The following is an 18535-nucleotide window of genomic DNA, read 5'->3' as shown; positions in this document are numbered from 1 at the left end:
TGCCTTATATAAATAAGCAAATAAAAAGACTATTTATATTTATATTTTTCATAATTTTATTTTTAATTCACAAAAAAGAAACAATAAAAAAAGTGTATACGCACTTTTTTTATTTTAGTTTATTTAAACTTTCTCTTACTTCGTTAAGTAATGCTTCATATTTTTTATATTTTTCTTTTTCACCTTCAACTACTTTTGCAGGAGCTTTATCTACAAAGTTTTTATTAGAAAGTTTCTTATCAAGTCTTTCTATTTCACCAATAAGTTTCTTTTCTTCCTTTTGAAGTCTTTCAATTTCTTTGTCTTTATCTATAAGTTCTCCCATAGGTATATAGATTTTACCGCCACTTGATACAACACTTAAACTTTCTTCTTTGTCATATTCACTATCAATAAAACTTATATCTTTAAATCCTGCTAATTTACATAATATATCTTTACTTGATGCAAAAACATTTTCCATGCCTTTATCATTTGCAAAAATATAACCGTCAGCTTTCTTTGAAGGTGGTATGTTCATATTAGCTCTCGCATTTCTTACAGCTCTTAAAGCTTCAACAATAATGCCTATATCATTTTCTTCTTTTGAGAAATTATATTCTTCTCTATATTCAGGATATTTTTCTCCAATAAGCATTCCGTTCTTTCCAGGCATGAAAGAGTAAATATGTTCTGTAATGAAAGGCATATATGGATGTAACATTTTGATTATATCCATAAATACATGGTTTAGAGTATACTGTGTATTAAATCTGTCATTTGCGTTTTCAGAATTTAATCTTGGTTTTGCAAATTCAATGTATAAGTCACAGAATTCATTCCAAATAAATGTATATAGTTTTTCTGCCGCAATACCAAATTCATATTTTTCAATATTTGCAGTAACTTCTTTAACAATTTGATTCTTTCTTGAAATTATCCATTTATCTGTATCATGAAGTGTATCAAAATCAACTTCTTTTTCTACGTCAAAATCTTCAAGGTTCATAAGAATAAATCTTGCAGCATTGTTAATTTTATTTGCAAAGTTTCTGTTTGCTTCAACTTTACTTTCTTGCCATCTTGTATCATTACCCGCTTTATTTCCCGTTACAAGAGAGAAACGAAGTACATCGGCACCATATTTATCTATTACTTCAAGTGGGTCAATACCGTTTCCAAGAGATTTACTCATTTTTCTACCTTGTGAGTCTCTAACCAAACCATGAATATATACATGATGGAAAGGTGGTTTACCCATTTGTTCTATTCCGGAAAATACCATTCTTGCTACCCAGAAGAAAATAATATCAAAACCTGTTACCAAAACATCGTTTGGATAGAATTTTTCAAGATCTTCAGTTTTTTCAGGCCATCCTAAAGTAGAAAATGGCCATAAAGCAGAAGAGAACCATGTATCAAGTGCATCTTCATCTTGTTTTAATTTTGAGCATCCACATTTAGGACATTTTTCAGGTACATTTTTGCTTACTACCATTTCGCCGCATTCTTCACAGTAATATGCAGGAATTCTATGTCCCCACCATAACTGTCTTGAAATACACCAATCTTTAATGTTTTCCATCCAGTTAAAGTATATCTTTTTAAATCTATCAGGAACAAATTGTACTTCAGCGTTTTTAACAACGTCAATTGCAGGCTTAGCAAGTGGTTCCATTTTTACAAACCATTGAAGTGAAGTTAAAGGCTCAACTGTTGTTCCACATCTGTAACATGTTCCAACATTATGCATATGATCTTCTATTTTTTCTAATAAGCCTGCTTCTTTTAAATCTTCTACGATTTGTTTTCTTGCTTCCTTAGTTGTTAAACCTTGATATTTTCCACCAAGTTCATTTATTGTTCCGTCATCATTAAATACTCTTATTTGTTCAAGATTATGTCTTAGACCCACTTCAAAGTCGTTAGGGTCATGACAAGGTGTAATTTTTACACAACCTGTACCAAATTCTTTATCTACATAGTCATCAAATACAATAGGAATTTCTTTGTTTACAAGAGGTAAAATCAAAGTTTTACCTTTAAGGTGAGTATATCTTTCATCATCAGGATTAATCGCAACAGCACTATCCCCTAGCATTGTTTCAGGTCTTGTTGTTGCAATTACAACATACTCATCACTATCCTTAATAGGATATTTTATATGCCATAAATGACCTTTTTGTTCTTCATATTCAACTTCTGCATCGCTTAAAGCAGTTCTACAGCTTGGACACCAGTTGATTATTCTGTTTCCTCTATATATAAGACCTTTTTCATAAAGCCTTACGAAAGTTTCTTTTACGGCTTCGCTTACACCTTCATCCATAGTAAATCTTTCTCTTGACCAGTCACATGATGCACCAAGTTTTCTTACTTGATTTGCTATTTCTTTTCTGTAAGTTTTAGCCCAATCCCAAGCTTCTTCAAGGAATGCTTCCCTGCCTAAATCTTGTTTTGTTTTTCCTGTCTCTTCCTTGATTTTATCAACAACCTTTACTTCTGTTGCAATACTTGCATGATCTTCACCAGGTAGCCATAACGCAGCAAAACCCTTCATTCTTTTATATCTTATAAGAATGTCTTGTAAAGTATCATCAAAAGCATGGCCTATATGAAGTTTTCCGGTAATGTTAGGAGGAGGCATAATTATGGTAAAAGGTTTTCCGTCTTTATTTACTTCAGGTTTAAAATACCCGCCTTTTTCCCATTTTTCATATATTTCGCCTTCTATTTTTGAAGGATTATATTGTTTTTCCAATGTTTTTTCACTCATTTTACAACCTCGTTTTTTTATTTATTAAGCTCCAAAAACTTTTATAAATGTTGCCATTATAAGCATTAATCCCATAGGGATGGCAAATAAAGCTAATATTTTAAAATATCTTTCATCAGGGTCTACATGATCAAGACGTCTTACAAAAAAAGCGCCCAGACAAATCATCAAAACACCGACTAATCTAACTATCCATATTTTCATTTTGACACCTCTAAAAATTTACAAATTATAAAATTTATGATAACAAATATAGCTTTTTTTGTCAATGAATTAGCCTTACTCACGTTATAAACATTAAAGAATAAATTATCATAAAATATATAAAAATATAAGTTTAACAAAGAATTATATTTTTCTATAAAATAAAAAAGACTTCAAACTTATGAAGTCTTCTCATTAATCGTCAAACTCTTTTGAATAATTGTAATCAACTTTTATTAATTTTCCACCAAGTTTCTTTTTGTTAAGTTTATCCTTAACATATAAATACGTTCCTAAGGCTCCAATTATCATTACAGAACCAACTACAGATGCTAAAATAATTTTTCCGGTATTGTTCTTTTCCATTGTTCGATCCTCTCTTAAAATTTATATTTATAATTATACATCACACAAGATAAAAATTCAAACATTTAATCTAATTCTAATACTAATTTAAGAGTTATTAACCCTAAAAAAGTAGCTATATCATCTATATTTTTAATTCTTTTCACTTTGATTTCCATAGGATCATATTCCTTTAAAAATACAGACGAAAAACTTCTTTGTATACATACTATAGGTTTATCATTTTCCATATTATTGATACTGGAAACATTAACGGTAGATTTTTCATCTAGTCCATATGATATTGTTTTTATATTAAAATGCCTTATATTTATTTTACTGGCAGAATTAACTATTAATATATCAGATAAGTTTAAAGCCTTACGTAAATTAATAATTTTATCCTTTTTTGATATTTTATCTATTAAAGTTATTTTAAACTTTACATTTTTACTATCTTTACAAAAATGTACATGTTTTAATATATTTTTTAATGATATTTTTTTATCCATAAAAGAATAAATCTTTATTCTTTCCCCATTAAGTTCAATACATAATTCTTCCAAATCTATTCTCCTGATTTTAATAATATTATCTTTTCAATTATGTATGTTTATTATTCAAAAAAAATAAAAAAACCATATCAAAAGATATGGTAAATGGGCAAAAAAATGGTGACCCATCGGAGATTCGAACTCCGGACACCTTGATTAAAAGTCAAGTGCTCTGCCAACTGAGCTAATGGGTCACTTAATATTTGACAGCTTAATTAGTATACTAGAACATTCAAAATTTGTCAATACTAAATTTAAAATTTATTTATATAATTTTCAATCACTTTTGACAAAAAAATGGTGACCCATCGGAGATTCGAACTCCGGACACCTTGATTAAAAGTCAAGTGCTCTGCCAACTGAGCTAATGGGTCACTTAATTAATCTGACAGCTTAATTAGTATACTAAAACATACAAATATTGTCAATACTTTTTTATTTTTTTTATAATTTTTTTATTTATATATATAATTATACTAAAAAATCGGTTTTTATTCATATATTTTTATCTTTTATTAAGCTTATTATTTTACAAATTTACATATTATAGATATTATTTATTACTAAATAACTTATTTATTATTAATTTGTAAAAAACATTATAAACTTATGGAAATCAAAAGAAAAATCATTATAATTTATATAAATAAAAGGAGAAAGATATGAATTATTTAAAATATAGAGAACATAAAGGGAAAGAATATTTTGATTTTCCAAATGACTACTGCGTAATCGATATTGAAACAACAGGACTTGACTCTGAATATAATGAAATAATAGAAATAGGCGCACTTAAAGTAAGAGAAACTAAAATGAGTGAAGAATTTTCAATTTTGGTAAAACCTCAAAAAGAAACTATTTCTGAGGAAATACAAAAACTAACAGGTATTGATAATGAAATGGTTAAAGATGCCACAAATATAAAAGATGCAATACTTAAGTTTAATGATTTCGTTGGAAAAGATATTTTAGTTGGACAAAACGTTAATTTTGATATAAATTTCTTATATGATAATTATGAAAGAAATACAACTTTAATTTTAAATAATGATTATGTAGACTTACTTAAAATATCAAGGAAAATAAGTCCTGAATTTGAAAATCATAAACTTGAAACGCTATTAAAAAAATTAAATATTCAAAGAGACCAAAAACACAGAGCTTTATCCGATTGTATAGACACATACCATTGTTTTGAAAAGTATAGAAATATTATTTTAGAACAATATGGTGATATTAATATGTATAAAATGATATTTAATTTATAAAAAGAACATACATTATGTATGTTCTTTTTCATTTTATTTTTAATAAAAATAACTATCAAGATTATTATTTATATCATTTATATCATTGGTCCCTTCTTCAAATAAATCATTCATTGCAGAATTCATATTATCGATATTCCAGTATCCCTCATCATCTTTACTCATAATAAAAGTTATTTCTTTTTCTTTAAAATCACCTTTTTTTGCTGTATTATTTATTTCTTTTGTAAAATTCTCCATTAATTTATTTGAAATATCACTATCAGAAGCAGACATATTATCCATAAACCATTTAACACTATCTTTCATGGCTTGATCATAAGCTTTGCCAAAATCAACAACAGAAAAGTTTACTTTCGCAGTAGCTTTATCACCATCTTGTTCAACACTAATTATTTCATAATTTAAATTTTTATATATAGATAACATAAATTCATCTATGCCACTTGATTTAAAATATTTAAGATCTGCGCCTAATGCTTCTTCATAATATTCATCAACTTCTTCTCCGTTTATATATTTTTCTAATACTTTATCTTCATCTTTACAGCACATAACATCTAAATATGTTGCTAGAAACTCTTCTGGTTTTTCTCCTCCACAACCAGTTAAACTACATATGACAAAAATTGACATAATTAAAGCTATAATTTTTTTCATAATTTCCACCATCCTCTTGTCTTATAAATTATAAATATTATATCACAAACTAATTAAACGTTATCATTTTTATTTTTTTTACTTAAAAATACAATATTTTACAAAATCGGCACTATGATTTTATTTTATGATATAATAATAAAAATAATTGTAGGAGAAAAAAAATGATAAATAAAGTAATAAAAGCGATAGAAGAATTTTTAAATGAAAATATCTCAAAAGATGTATTTATAAAAAAATCACATAAACTTATCGATAAAAACCATGAAAAATTATATAAAGAAGATGAAGAAGTTGCGGATTTAATAACAAATGAGCTTATCGAAATATGTGACAAAAACATTCAAGATAGTGAAGAATTTAAAGAAGAAATAAGTGCAATATTCGAAGAAATAAAAAATATAATAGAATTATAAATTAAAGAGAATGTCATGACATTCTCTTTAATTTTTATTCATATAAACTTCCGCCGATAAATTCTTTTAATAAAGATACCCCAGGAATAAATTCTTCTGATTGTATATCTTTAAACAAAGACAAAAAATCAATAAGATGTTTTGCTTCATAATAATATTTATTATCATGTTTTATCTCTGATAAAAGAGGAAGAGCATATTTTTTTAGTACCGGTATTTCATAAATCAAAGTTGAATTAATTATATAATCAGCCTCTTCCCTATAAGGAATAATATTTACCTTCTCCCCTTCTCTTACATCTTCCCACATACTTATGGTATCAGTAGCACTGTTACCTCTAAAATGTGCATCTCTTACAATTCTTCTTAACATTCTTATTTTTGATGTTGTAATTCTATTATATTGATCTATTCCCATAACTGTTAATGGAGCAATGTATATTTTAAATTTTTTACTTTCCGGAATATCCAATGTAAGACGTTCATTAAGTCCATGAATACCTTCAATAATAATTGGATTATGCTCATCAACCTTTATTTTTCTTCCGATTTTTCTCCTATGACCGCTTTTAAAATCAAATATAGGTATACTAACTTCTTCTCCTCTTATAAGTCTTATTAAATGTTCATTAAACAAAGGTATATCAATTGCTTCTATTGACTCATAAAGAGGTTTACCTTCTTCATCTCTCGGAGTAAGTTCTCTATTTAAGAAATAATCATCAAGACCTATTGTAACAGGACTTAAACCTCTTGCCATAAGATGTGTTTTAAGTCTTTTTGATGTTGTAGTTTTACCTGAAGAAGAAGGACCTGATATTAAAATAATTCTTTTTTCATCTTTTGAAGTAATTATTTTATCAGCTGCTTTGGCAATTAAATATTCATGTCTTGCCTCACTTGCCAAAATAAGCTCTTCACATTCTCTATTTTCTATTTTTTTGTTTAGCGATGCTATATTTGTTACATTAACATCTTTTAACCATTTATCAAAAGCTTCGTATTCCTTAAACAATTTAGGATTATCATAAAAAGCATGGATTTTATTAGGACGAAGTTTATCGCATCCAAGCAAAACCGCCCCATGATTGTATTTTATTATATCAAAAACTTTCAAATATCCGGTAGATGGCAATAAGTCACCATAGAAATATCCATAACAATCACCTAATTCATACAAGGTTAAAAGACTTTTATCATCTAAATAATCAACAACTTCTTTATTTGTTAAAAAAATATTTTTATTTATTGATTCTTTCATTTCCTCTTTTGTAGTTTTTAATTTTACAATAGGAAAATTATAATCTATAAACTCTCTCATTTTTTCTTTTAACTTTATAATATCATCTTCAGATAAATCACTTTCATCTTTATATTCAAAAAATATTCCACCTCCAATAGAATACCCTATGGAAATTTCTCTATTTTTAAAAATTTTTTTTGAACTTACCGCAAGTAAAAATAATAATGTTTTTTCATAAATCTTTTTACCTAACGAGGTATTAAGATAAACAAAACTAAAATCACAATCTTGTTTAAAATGATAATTCAAGCTTTCAACTTCATTATTAACAAGACCTCCCACAATTAAGTCTTTTTTATCACTTAACTGAGCAAGGTCAGTAATGGTTGTATCTTCTTTTATATTTAAAATTTTTTTATTATCAAATTTTATCCTTATCATATTACTTCTCCTTTAACTGCAAATATTTGCTTACTCCTTCAAGATAATGAATAGGATATTTATGATCCAAATACACCTTCAATTCTTTATTAAAAGCGTCATATGGTATAGATTTTCTTCCACCTTTCATTGCATTATTATAATACTTTATTAGGGTTTTTATGTCTAAAATAAAATATTCATCAAAAATTTTAAAATGGACAAGTAAGAATGCAATACCACCTTGCATATCAAACTTATCCATAAATCTCACTTGATGTTCATGTATATTGGCAATGGGAAGGCTTTTTCCCGAAATTTCTTTCGCATCAAAACAAACAGGGATACCTTGAATATTACCAATATAGTCAACGGTACTTTTTTCATCAAAATAAGCAAGAGATATTACTCCTCTTTCATTATCAAGTCTAACAGGTTTTATTGCTGTAGGAATCTTTTGAACAACAGCTAAATCATCATCAAAATACACCTTATTGGTTCTATTTATCAAATCCTCAAATTCGCTTCCTCTAAGACCTCTGCTTTCCCAGTACCCCATTTTTGCTCCTTATTAAATTATAATTTTTCGTTATTTCTTCTTTTTACTCTTATATTTTTTCTTTCTTTTTTTCTCTTTTTATATTTTTTCTGTTTAACAATATATACGCCTAACGATATAAAAATAGCTAAAAGTATTATTCCGCCAACAAAATAAGAAAAAATAACAGAAGTTTCATCATTATTGTTTTCTTGATTTTGGGCTTTTGTATTTTGATTATTTTGTGCATTTGAAACTGTAGTTTTTTCTTCTTGTTTTGTAACAGTTGTAAGTTCTGTTTGTGTTGGAATATATACATCAGTTATCTCATAAGAATCAATTATTTTATTTATGGTAGATTTATTTTCTGACATATCAGCCATATATGAATCTATTTGAAGAGTATAAAGTCCTCCATTATTAACTGTAAGATAATACTCACCTTCACTTTTTACACTTTTCCCTTTATAAGAACATCTCCATGCAGGTATACCACTAATAGTGGTTTTACTTATCTTATAATCATAACTGCTTTTAGCATCGTCTAATATATCTTTAAAATAATCTTTTATGTAATCTTCATTATTCCAAGTATCTTTTACAAAATTACTTTCTATATAAACTTGTTTCCTAAGTAATTCTTTTTTAGATAATTTATTACTTTTTAAAACTTCTTCGTAAATATCTCCATATGAAACTCTAACCGTTAAATTAAAATTTACAGAAAACTCTCTCGCATTTTCACTTATTTTCTCCATATCATTTTTTGCAGATGAAGGAATTTTAAAACTCATATGTAAATCTTCATTTGAATATGAAACAAATTTTTCAGCCGCAAAAATATATGGTGCTACTATACTTAATATCATAAAAAAAACTAACAAGCCTACAATTATTCTTGCAATTAATTGTCTGGTTTTAGATTTCATATTACCCTCCTAATAGATACTATTGATAATGATATCATATTTGTTTTTTTTTATCAATAATGTTTAATTTACATAGTCAAATCATATGTTAAAACAAAAGGAAATAATTTCAAACATTTAAAACATAATTTTTTTGAATTTCAGATTAAATTCAGTAAAAATTTCATCTAACTTCAAATTGTATAATTTTAAATTATTTCTAACAAATCAATCTTTCAACTTCAAACAAAAAAGCTACAATCCTTTAAATAAAAGAACTGTAGCTATGTAAAAAGAAATTATGGATTTTATTCCCAAGGTTTTAAAACAACTTTAATAGCTTCACCTGTTTTAACTAATTCGATACCTTTTTTGATTTCTTTCAAAGGAATAACGTGTGTGATAAATTTAGTAGCATCGATTTTACCTGTTGTAATAAGTTCGATAGCTTTTCTAAATACTGATGGAGCGTAAGCGTAACCACCGTATAATACAAGTTCTTGATAGTGAATTAAGTTAGAGTCAAAAGCTACGTGACAGTTATCTTTTGGAAGACCACCGAATAAAATAACTTTTCCTCTTGGTTTTAATAAATGTGTAGCTTCAACTTGAACAGAACCTACTGGGCAAGCTGTAATAACAACGTCAGCACCGATACCATCTGTTTCTTGCATAACGAAATCATGTAAATCACCCGCAATAGGGTTTACGAAATCATCTGTTGTGTCAAATCTATGAGCCATTTCAAGTCTGTGTTCACTTGGTTCAGAGATAATAACTTTTTTAGCTCCTCTTGCTTTTGCAACTGCACTATGTAAGTTTCCTAAAGGACCAGCACCGATAACAACAACTACATCGCCGTCTTTTACGTTTGCGAATTCTTGTGTAGAGTAAACACTTGATAATGTTTCAGCTAAAGGAATTAAATCTAAGTTAAATCCTTCTGGAACTTCTACGATACCATCATCTGTACAGCAATCAGCTGGGATTGGAACATATTGAGCATATCCACCAGGCATTTCAGAACCTAAAAGTTTTTTATTGATACAATGGTTTTGTAAACCGTTTTTACAGAAATAACATTCACCACAAAGTTTAATAAGTGGATTTAAAACTACTCTTTTTCCTGCTGGATATTTTGCATTATCACTTTTTTCGATTACACCAGCAACTTCATGACCTAAAATATGTGGAGGTGTAACATCTTTATGACCAGAACCAAATGTTCTAATATCAGAACCACAAAGACCTACTGCTTCAACCTTTACTAAAATACCACCTTCTGGACATTCAGGTGTTTCAACGTTTTCTAAACCAAAATCATTTGGTCCTCTAAATACGACTGCTTCCATTATAATATTCTCCTTAAAAATTATTTTTTTATTTGTTTTATTTTTTTGTTGAATTGATTATAACACAAAGTCAAGCAGAATAAAATATAAAAATTAAAACTTTTGTAACTTGATAAGGTTTACATTTTAAATGTTTAATTTTGCTATGTTACAAATGTCACATTTTATACTTTTTAAGGAGGAAAATAAAATAAATGCTAAAAAAAATATGGTATTTTCTTATTCTCTTTTCGGTAATTTTTGGAATTTTTACAGGCAAAACAAATAATATTGCAAATGCATTTTCATCTGCAGGACAGGACAGTGTAAAAATATGTTTTTCTCTCATCGGAACAATGTGTTTTTGGAGTGGAATAATGGAAATAGTTTCAAAAAGCAAATTAACCGATAAAATAAATACTGTTTTTAAAACAATTATAAATATACTATTTAAAGATATAAAAAAGGATAAAGAAGCCTTAAATGCTGTTATTTTAAACCTTTCCGCAAACTTTTTAGGACTTGGTAATGCTGCAACCCCTCTTGGAATAGAAGCCATACACAAAATGAATAAACTTAACAAGAAAAAAGATACATTAAGTGATGATATGATTATGTTTTTGGTATTAAATACAACCTGTTTACAACTTCTTCCAACCTCTATATTTGCTTACAGAATGTCCTTTGGATCTAAAAATCCAACCATAGTATTTCTGCCTATCCTACTTTCAACACTATTTACAACAATTTGTGGAATCATACTGGCTAAATTATTTAAGAGGGGTAATAAATGTTAAATTTCATATCTTCTTTTGTAATTATTTCAATCATTCTAGGGGTTTTAACCTATGGAATGATAAAAAAAATTGATATTTATGCGACATTTGTAACAGGTGCAAAAAAGGGACTAAAAACCACTTTAAGCATTTTCCCATTCCTTTTGACATTCATTATAAGCGTTAATGTTTTTAAAGAAAGTGGATTAAGCGATTTTTTAATATCTATTCTATCCCCTATTTGCAATATATTCCATTTTAAAAGTGAATTACTGCCTTTAATGATATTTAGACCAATTTCAGGCTCAGGAGCCAGTGCAATTCTTTGCGATATATTTAAAGTATACACGCCCGATTCCTTTATTGGACTTACAGCAAGTATAATGATGGGTTCTACCGAGACAACTTTATATGTTTTAAATGTATATTTATCAGGAGAAAAAATAACTAACCTAAGATATACCCTTAAAGTCTGTCTTCTTGCAGATTTTTTTGGCTTTATCATAGCTTATATTGTATCTTTAATTTTTTTTGCATAAATAAATTTTTCGTTTTTTTAAAGAAAATTAACAACATATTAACAAAAATTAACATTCTCTTAAGTTCCGTTTTTAAGGCTTTTTTTATGATATATTGTGCTTAAAGAAATTAAAAAATAAATTACATATCATATAAAAGAGAGGGAAAAAAATGAATACATTAATTTTAACTGCTCGCTTCGGAATGGGACACATATCCGCAGCAAATGCAATAAAGGAAGAACTTAAATTAAAAAATAATAATTCCAATGTTTACATTGTTGATGTAGTAGATTATCTTTTCCCATCATGGGCAAATTTAATTTACTCAGGATTTAATCATCTAACAAGCAAGTTTTCAACAGTATATAACTTTTTTAATAAAACAGCGGGAAATTACAATGAAACAATACCATTAAAGAAAGCGCTTATTAAAAAATTAGATAAATTAATAGAAGAATATAATGCAGATGTAATTATCTCAACAATACCAATTGCATCAAAATATATATCACTATATAAAGAAACAAAAAAAATCAATATACCTTTATATACATATATAACAGATATATCAGCACATAACGAATGGGTAGGCAAAGGTACAAATTTATATTTTGTAGGAAGTAAAGAAACTAAAATCGAACTAATGGAAAAAGGTGTTGAAGAAGAAAAAATACTAATTTCCGGTATACCTGTAAAACAAGCATTCAAAAACCTAAAAATAATTAAAGGAAAAAAACAAAAAGAATTATTAATTATGGGTGGAGGACTTGGATTAATACCTGGAATAGAAGATATTTTAAAAACTTTTAACGAAAACGACTCTATCAATGTCACATTAATATGCGGAAAAAATAAAGAAATGTTTAATAAGATGAAAGAAAAATTTCCTAATATTAATGTAGTGGGATTTACAAATGATGTTCATAAATATATGAATAAAGCTGATCTAATAATAACAAAGTCAGGCGGAATAACAACATTTGAAGCAATTCACGCACTTTGTCCTTTATATATAATACATCCTTTCTTAATGCAAGAAGTTGGAAATGCTTTATATATAGAAAAAAATGATATTGGAATGATTAAATGGAAGAAAAAAGAAAACATATCAAAAGATGTAATAGAGTTAATCAATGATGAAAAAAGATTAAATCAAATGAAAGAAAATATGAGAAGAATAAAAAAAGAAACTCAAAACGATTATTTAGAAACTATTATATCTGCTTAAAGGTGAAAGACATATGAAAATTTTATTTTATACTATATTAATATTTATATCATTAATTATTTTATACGGAATAATCCCAACTTATTTTTATAAGATAAAACATAAAATAGAAAAAAAGAATATAACAAGTAATGGTAAAAACATATACCTTACATTCGATGACGGCCCGGATCCAAAATACACCTTGGAACTTCTTGATATTTTAAAAGAAAATGACATCAAAGCATCCTTTTTTGTAGTAGGTGAATTTGCAAAAAATAATCCTGACATAATAAAAAGAATGCAAGAAGAAGGGCATAAAATAGGACTTCATTGGTATGAACACAAAAGCGCACTCATACAACATCCTCTAAAAACCAAAACGAACTTTCAAAAAGGAATAAATACCTTAAATAATCTAGGCGTAAAAAACCCAAGTTTCAGACCTCCCTGGGGACAATTCAACTGGGCAATGATATACCTTATGAAGTCCTATAATTTAAAACCTTTCCTTTGGGATGTTATGGCAGAAGATTGGCAAAAAAACACAACAAGTGAAATAATAAAAAATAAACTTGAAAAAAGAGTAAAGAACAATGATATTATCTGCCTCCATGACGGACGAGGCAGAGATGGTGCTCCCAAAAGAACAATAGAAGCATTAAAAGAAATTCTTCCAAAATGGAAAAATGAAGGATACATTTTTAAAACAACCGGAGAATAAAATGAAGGATAATAAAATAAAAAATATTTTTAAGTCTACAATATTTTTTGTGGTAATGCTTATTCTTACGTCTTATATGTTGTTTAAAGATTCAAATTTAACATCAATAATTGAGACTATTGAAGACGTAAATACAAACTATATACTACTTGCCATCATAGCAATGTGTGTATTTATAAGTTGTGAAGGAATAAACATACTTAGAAATTTAAATATACTGGGATATAATGTAGGACTTATAAAAGGAATAAAATATGCTCTTGTGGGCTTTTTCTTTAGTTCAATTACCCCATCAGCATCAGGTGGACAACCTATGCAGGTTTACTTCATGAAAAAAGATAACATAGAAATATCACACAGTATAGTAGCTTTACTTATAGAACTTGCAAGTTTTCAAATCAATACTGTAATTATTTCTCTTCTTGGTTTTTTCATTAATATGAACTTCTTTATGGAAAAAATAGGAAGCATAAAATATCTTTTATTTATAGGAATAACAATAAATATTATTGCATTTTTGTTTATTATATGTGCACTTTTTAATAGAAGATTAATGGAGAAATTATTAAATTTTGCAACAAAAATTTTAACAAAACTAAAATACAAAAATATTGAAGGATGTAAAGAAAAATCAAAAGAACAACTTGAAGAATATGCAAGCGGTGCAAAATACATAAAAAACAACAAAAAAGCACTTATAAAAACTTTAATGATTACATTTATACAACTAACAGCAATGTATTCTGTAACATTCTTTGTATATAAATCTTTCGGACTTTCACAGTTTAATTTTATACAAATAATATCAATACAAGCTGTACTTTATTCATCTGTTATGGCTCTTCCATTACCAGGTGGAGTAGGTGCAAGTGAAGGAGGATTTTTATCACTATTCAAATACATTTTCCCTCTTACACTTACAAGCCCTGCAATGTTACTTTCAAGGGGAATAAACTTTTATTTATTCGTTCTTGTTTCAGGACTGGCAATAATGTTTTTTCAACTTATTTATATTAAAAACTCCAACATGATCAAGGAAACCGCATAAGGGTTTCCTTGATTTATTCTATTCTTTCCCAAATATAAACAGCTTTATAAGCTGGTATAATATTAAAAGCCTTTCCACTCCCCACATCAGCACTTGTTGCCGTATGTTTATGAGTATAAGACCACGTTACTGTTTTCCATGTATTTACAGGAGTAGTATCACTAGTTTGATAATTTCTTTCTTTATAAACACTTCTAGTAAAAGGTCCAGAAGTTGCATCAGTTGTTCCCGAAGAAAAAATCGTTCCTACACTACCGCTTGATGGCGCATTATTTATGGTAACAGAATGTGAATGAACAGGCAATTCTTCGGTTTTTAAGGTATGACTTAACTCTCCTCCTTGACTATTCAAATTATAAGTTTCATCGTCTGCCCCAAATATAAACCTACCTTTTATTCTTTCCCAATTTCCTCCCCATTCTATATTTGGATTAAAAGAGCTATTGTTAATGTACACAATCGAACCGACAGGGTGAATATAGTCTAACAAACCTATACCTTTTACACCTTTATGAAAAACAGCCGGAATATTTACTTCAAAAGCATCTTCTTCACAAAATTTCCCAATAGCAATCCCTTTTCCACCTTTTCTAAAATCTAAAGTTACAAATTCAGTTTGTAATAATGCATAATCTTCTGCACTCATATTGAAATCATTATATTTAATTTTTATATCAAAAGTACTTTCATTAGGAAAAGTAGCTATATCTAAAGGTATTAGAATATTAAATTTTTCAGAAACCTTATCTTCATTGGTTACAACAGTAGATACATATTTTCCATCTATAAACTTCCCTTCTTCAAATTCATCACTTACGACAATAACCCCTTTAAAAAATTCCTCATATTTTTCTGCACCAAATAATTTTCTATATAACACATATTCAAAAGTATTCTTCTTATTAACCGACGCAAAATCAGCATTAAAACTTACAATAAGAGAGTTACCACTATCCTCTTCAGCTCTTTTTACATTAAAATTGGAAATATTTAAATTGCTGTAAGGATATACAGCTATTGTTGAGTTTAAGGCTGTACTTTCATAACCTCTGCTGTCTACAACACTGGTTACAATATTTATTTGATCCCCACTATTTGGAAGTGTAATTCCTTTTATATGTGAAGAAGTTGAAGAATAAGCTTTCCCTCCAACATTAACCTTATATGTCTTTATCGTAGAATTATTTTTTCCACTAGCCGTTATTAAAGAATCAATAGTACTTACATTTTGAACCAAAAGACCTTCAAGAGTACTATTACCTGTTATCTCATTACTTGAAACGGTAGGCTTAAATTCATCAGTATTTGGAACTTTAACAGTTAAATTAACATACTTACTTCCTATATTTGTACTACCATTGTATGTAGTACATGTTATTTTCATTGTTGCCGAAGTAGCCGAAGTAATATAATCTGCCAAAGAAGTATCTAAACTTAAAGATGTGCTGCTTCCAACATTACTTATAGTCTTTGAATAACTTCCCATTGCACATACTATTTTATGCGTAAAAGAACTACTCTTTCTATTTGTATAAATCGTAACACTACTTCCTACATTTACTGACGATGCACTAAGCGTAGGAGTAGAAGCTCTTGGAATAGTCGCAAGTGTATAACTTCCCGACAAACTTCCTGTTCCAAGACTTATTCCCGTTGGATGAGATGCACTAACAGATACAGTCTTTGTTCCGTCTGCATTATGTGCTATGGTTTTTGTTACAGAAAATAATTTATTATATGTTCCCGTTCCCTTACTTCTAAAATCGAAACTTACGGATTTTGTATATTTAACCCCGTTTATTTTATAAGTAAATGTTTGAGAGTCTAAATTATAACTTTGAGAGTTACTACTTGCTTTATACATTCCAAAAGTAAAAGTGACACTTGAACTATTATTTGTAACACTTTGAGAGTTTGTAGAACAAATCACATACAAATCATAACTGCTCGAATCATAGTTCCCAAATATTTTTTTATCAGCCATTATTCTTCTCCTCATTGTAAATATGTTATTGTAAGATTTCCTTCGCTTCCGTAAAACATAAAATCTCCTATTCTTAAATTTTTATTTATATTTGCCATTTTTTTCTCCTTTCTATTTTTCATTTTGGCTAAAAAAATAATTATTTAATTTATTCTTTCAATTCAACCACCCCCTTTCAAAAATTCGTAATAAAAAAAACACCAAACTCTCGTTTGATGTTTTTAGCTAATTTTATATTTTATAATCCTAATTCTTCAAAACTGTATTTTGAAAATGTTTCTATCTTACTTTCTATTATAGGTTCTCTATCATATAAGAACATAAATGCTGCCCTCTCTTCCCCTTCATTTGCCTTTACCATATCATAAATGGCTATATATGGTTCTTTTTCCATTTCTCTTACCATTTTATCTATCATTATACTTGATATGTTTCCAAGCAAACCTTTTAAATTTTCTTTTGCCTTTTGAGAATCCTTTTTTAATTCTTCTACAATTTCAGCTCCTTTTCTTTCATAATAAAGCTTTTCTTCCATTGCTTTTGAAGTCTCTTCTTTTGACAAGATAAATTCTATATATCTTCTTGTCATTGCTTTGGATTTTTCTTCAAGCTCCTTTCCTTTTATGTCGCCTTCTATATTTTTTACTATCTGAGGAAACACATCTTTATAATAGTTATCTACCCATACTTTCGCTTGTGTCAATTCTCCAAAGTCTCCTATCTTTTCTCCTACTTCTATTAACTTTTCTCCTGTCTCTTCTATCTTATCTAAAATCCCAAGTGCAAACTTATGTTTTTCTTTGAAATATTCGTTATATTCCCTTGAACATTCAAGTCCTGTTGCTATTATTTCTTGTTCTTCTTTTGTAAAATATTTATCTTTTGTATTTTCATAATCCCTTGTATACTGCCAGTATTCATTATAGAAACTTCTTAGACTTTTATCTTCCAAAGCCATTATATATGTTCCTATAAATTCATACGCTCTAAATAAATCATTTTTTACTTTTATATCATCATTTGGATCAAATGTCATTTTCTGTTTTAGCTTCTTTACTTTATCCATTCTGAATATTATTTTGTCTACTATTCTTTTTGCACCTATATTATTATTATCTAAGCTATTTGGAAACAATTGATTTATAATTCCTTTTTGAAAATCTGTTACATCTTTTAAATATTCTGATGGGTTACCGCCATATTCTTCTAATTGTTTTATGTAATAAAATAACGATTTCTTAGCAGATTCAATTTTATTTAGAACTTTTATTCTTTTTTTTTCGTTTAAATCCTTTTGTAATTTTTTTCACTATCATCAATCGTTCACAACCATGAATCAATAGCTTTCTCTGCTGATTTTATCTTTTTTTCATTTTTATCATTACCCATAATTCCCTCCTTAAATTTCGTTCTTTTATATAATTTAATGTTATCATTTTATTTTCTTTATTCAATAACATTTTTGTAAGATTTGATATTACTTATTTTATTCAAAATTTATATAGAAAATTATAATATTTATGATTTATAATATTTATTAATCCTTTTATTAATTCAAAATAAAATATAAAAGAATTTTATTATAAATAAAAAATTCTTCATTCTGAAGAAAAATTTTTAATAATCTATATAC

At 27.6% G+C, this 18535-nt stretch carries 18 protein-coding genes and 2 tRNA genes; 7 read left to right on the top strand and 13 right to left on the bottom strand.

Annotated elements, in window-relative coordinates:
- Positions 1-109: 109 nt before the first annotated feature.
- From ACTQYZ_RS06290 to ACTQYZ_RS06265, 6 genes are all read right to left on the bottom strand, one after another.
- Entirely contained in the window at positions 110-2755 is a 2646-nt protein-coding gene (locus ACTQYZ_RS06290; RefSeq protein ID WP_441416233.1) for a valine--tRNA ligase, read from the bottom strand.
- 24 nt (positions 2756-2779) lie between these two features.
- Positions 2780-2959, bottom strand: a complete 180-nt coding sequence (locus tag ACTQYZ_RS06285) for a hypothetical protein (protein WP_329379639.1) — start codon at positions 2957-2959, stop codon at positions 2780-2782.
- A gap of 195 nt (positions 2960-3154) precedes the next feature.
- A complete protein-coding gene (locus ACTQYZ_RS06280) occupies positions 3155-3325 on the bottom strand; it encodes a stress-responsive transcriptional regulator PspC (RefSeq protein WP_329379635.1) in 171 nt (56 codons plus the stop codon).
- A gap of 65 nt (positions 3326-3390) precedes the next feature.
- Positions 3391-3870 (bottom strand): hypothetical protein, encoded by a 480-nt coding sequence (locus ACTQYZ_RS06275; protein WP_441416232.1) that lies wholly within the window; start codon positions 3868-3870, stop codon positions 3391-3393.
- Positions 3871-3976: 106 nt separating this feature from the next.
- Positions 3977-4052, bottom strand: a tRNA-Lys gene (locus ACTQYZ_RS06270).
- 104 nt (positions 4053-4156) lie between these two features.
- Positions 4157-4232: transfer RNA gene (locus ACTQYZ_RS06265), tRNA-Lys, on the bottom strand.
- Positions 4233-4520: 288 nt separating this feature from the next.
- Here ACTQYZ_RS06265 and ACTQYZ_RS06260 point away from each other — a divergent pair.
- On the top strand, positions 4521-5126 hold the full coding sequence (locus tag ACTQYZ_RS06260; protein WP_441022242.1) for a 3'-5' exonuclease: 606 nt from the start codon (positions 4521-4523) through the stop codon (positions 5124-5126).
- Positions 5127-5165: 39 nt separating this feature from the next.
- On the opposite strand, the gene ACTQYZ_RS06255 is transcribed toward ACTQYZ_RS06260, so the two are convergent.
- Complete coding sequence (locus ACTQYZ_RS06255; RefSeq protein ID WP_441416231.1) at positions 5166-5786, bottom strand: hypothetical protein; 621 nt, start codon at positions 5784-5786, stop codon at positions 5166-5168.
- 164 nt (positions 5787-5950) lie between these two features.
- On the opposite strand from ACTQYZ_RS06255, the gene ACTQYZ_RS06250 reads away from it, so the two are divergent.
- Positions 5951-6202 (top strand): hypothetical protein, encoded by a 252-nt coding sequence (locus ACTQYZ_RS06250; protein WP_441022246.1) that lies wholly within the window; start codon positions 5951-5953, stop codon positions 6200-6202.
- Positions 6203-6236: 34 nt separating this feature from the next.
- Here the strand turns inward: ACTQYZ_RS06250 and ACTQYZ_RS06245 are convergent, their stop codons facing one another.
- The 4 genes from ACTQYZ_RS06245 to ACTQYZ_RS06230 form a co-directional block, all read right to left on the bottom strand.
- Entirely contained in the window at positions 6237-7886 is a 1650-nt protein-coding gene (locus ACTQYZ_RS06245; protein ID WP_441022248.1) for a nucleoside kinase, read from the bottom strand.
- Position 7887: 1 nt separating this feature from the next.
- On the bottom strand, positions 7888-8424 hold the full coding sequence (locus tag ACTQYZ_RS06240) for a Holliday junction resolvase RecU (protein ID WP_329379618.1): 537 nt from the start codon (positions 8422-8424) through the stop codon (positions 7888-7890).
- 17 nt (positions 8425-8441) lie between these two features.
- Positions 8442-9332 carry a hypothetical protein gene (locus tag ACTQYZ_RS06235; protein WP_441416230.1) on the bottom strand — a complete coding sequence of 297 codons (891 nt, stop codon included), beginning with the start codon at positions 9330-9332 and terminating at the stop codon, positions 8442-8444.
- Between the two features lie 287 nt (positions 9333-9619).
- Positions 9620-10663 (bottom strand): alcohol dehydrogenase catalytic domain-containing protein, encoded by a 1044-nt coding sequence (locus tag ACTQYZ_RS06230; RefSeq protein ID WP_441022253.1) that lies wholly within the window; start codon positions 10661-10663, stop codon positions 9620-9622.
- Between the two features lie 194 nt (positions 10664-10857).
- Between ACTQYZ_RS06230 and ACTQYZ_RS06225 the strand changes: the two genes are divergently transcribed.
- From ACTQYZ_RS06225 to ACTQYZ_RS06205, 5 genes are all read left to right on the top strand, one after another.
- A complete protein-coding gene (locus ACTQYZ_RS06225; protein WP_441416229.1) occupies positions 10858-11439 on the top strand; it encodes a nucleoside recognition domain-containing protein in 582 nt (193 codons plus the stop codon).
- Entirely contained in the window at positions 11433-11957 is a 525-nt protein-coding gene (locus tag ACTQYZ_RS06220; RefSeq protein ID WP_441022257.1) for a spore maturation protein, read from the top strand. The genes ACTQYZ_RS06225 and ACTQYZ_RS06220 overlap by 7 nt, the downstream gene beginning before the upstream one ends.
- Before the next feature lie 151 nt (positions 11958-12108).
- The gene (locus tag ACTQYZ_RS06215) at positions 12109-13167 is read left to right on the top strand and encodes an MGDG synthase family glycosyltransferase (protein ID WP_441416228.1); all 1059 of its coding nucleotides are present in this window, start codon (positions 12109-12111) and stop codon (positions 13165-13167) included.
- A 13-nt stretch (positions 13168-13180) separates the two neighbouring features.
- Positions 13181-13870, top strand: coding sequence for a polysaccharide deacetylase family protein (locus ACTQYZ_RS06210; RefSeq protein ID WP_441022261.1), 690 nt, complete (start codon positions 13181-13183; stop codon positions 13868-13870).
- Position 13871: 1 nt separating this feature from the next.
- On the top strand, positions 13872-14918 hold the full coding sequence (locus ACTQYZ_RS06205; protein WP_441416227.1) for a lysylphosphatidylglycerol synthase transmembrane domain-containing protein: 1047 nt from the start codon (positions 13872-13874) through the stop codon (positions 14916-14918).
- A gap of 13 nt (positions 14919-14931) precedes the next feature.
- Here ACTQYZ_RS06205 and ACTQYZ_RS06200 read toward each other — a convergent pair whose 3' ends face one another.
- Positions 14932-16902, bottom strand: a complete 1971-nt coding sequence (locus ACTQYZ_RS06200) for a DUF859 family phage minor structural protein (protein WP_441416226.1) — start codon at positions 16900-16902, stop codon at positions 14932-14934.
- Positions 16903-17140: 238 nt separating this feature from the next.
- Positions 17141-18037: a hypothetical protein gene (locus tag ACTQYZ_RS06195; RefSeq protein WP_441416225.1), complete on the bottom strand. Its 897-nt coding sequence runs from the start codon at positions 18035-18037 to the stop codon at positions 17141-17143.
- Positions 18038-18535 lie beyond the last annotated feature (498 nt).

This window comes from Anaerofustis sp. LCP19S3_F7 (assembly GCF_052119445.1).
GTDB lineage: Bacteria > Bacillota > Clostridia > Eubacteriales > Anaerofustaceae > Anaerofustis > Anaerofustis butyriciformans.
Note: the sequence above shows the minus strand (reverse complement) of the source record. Positions and strands in the feature narration are given on the sequence as shown.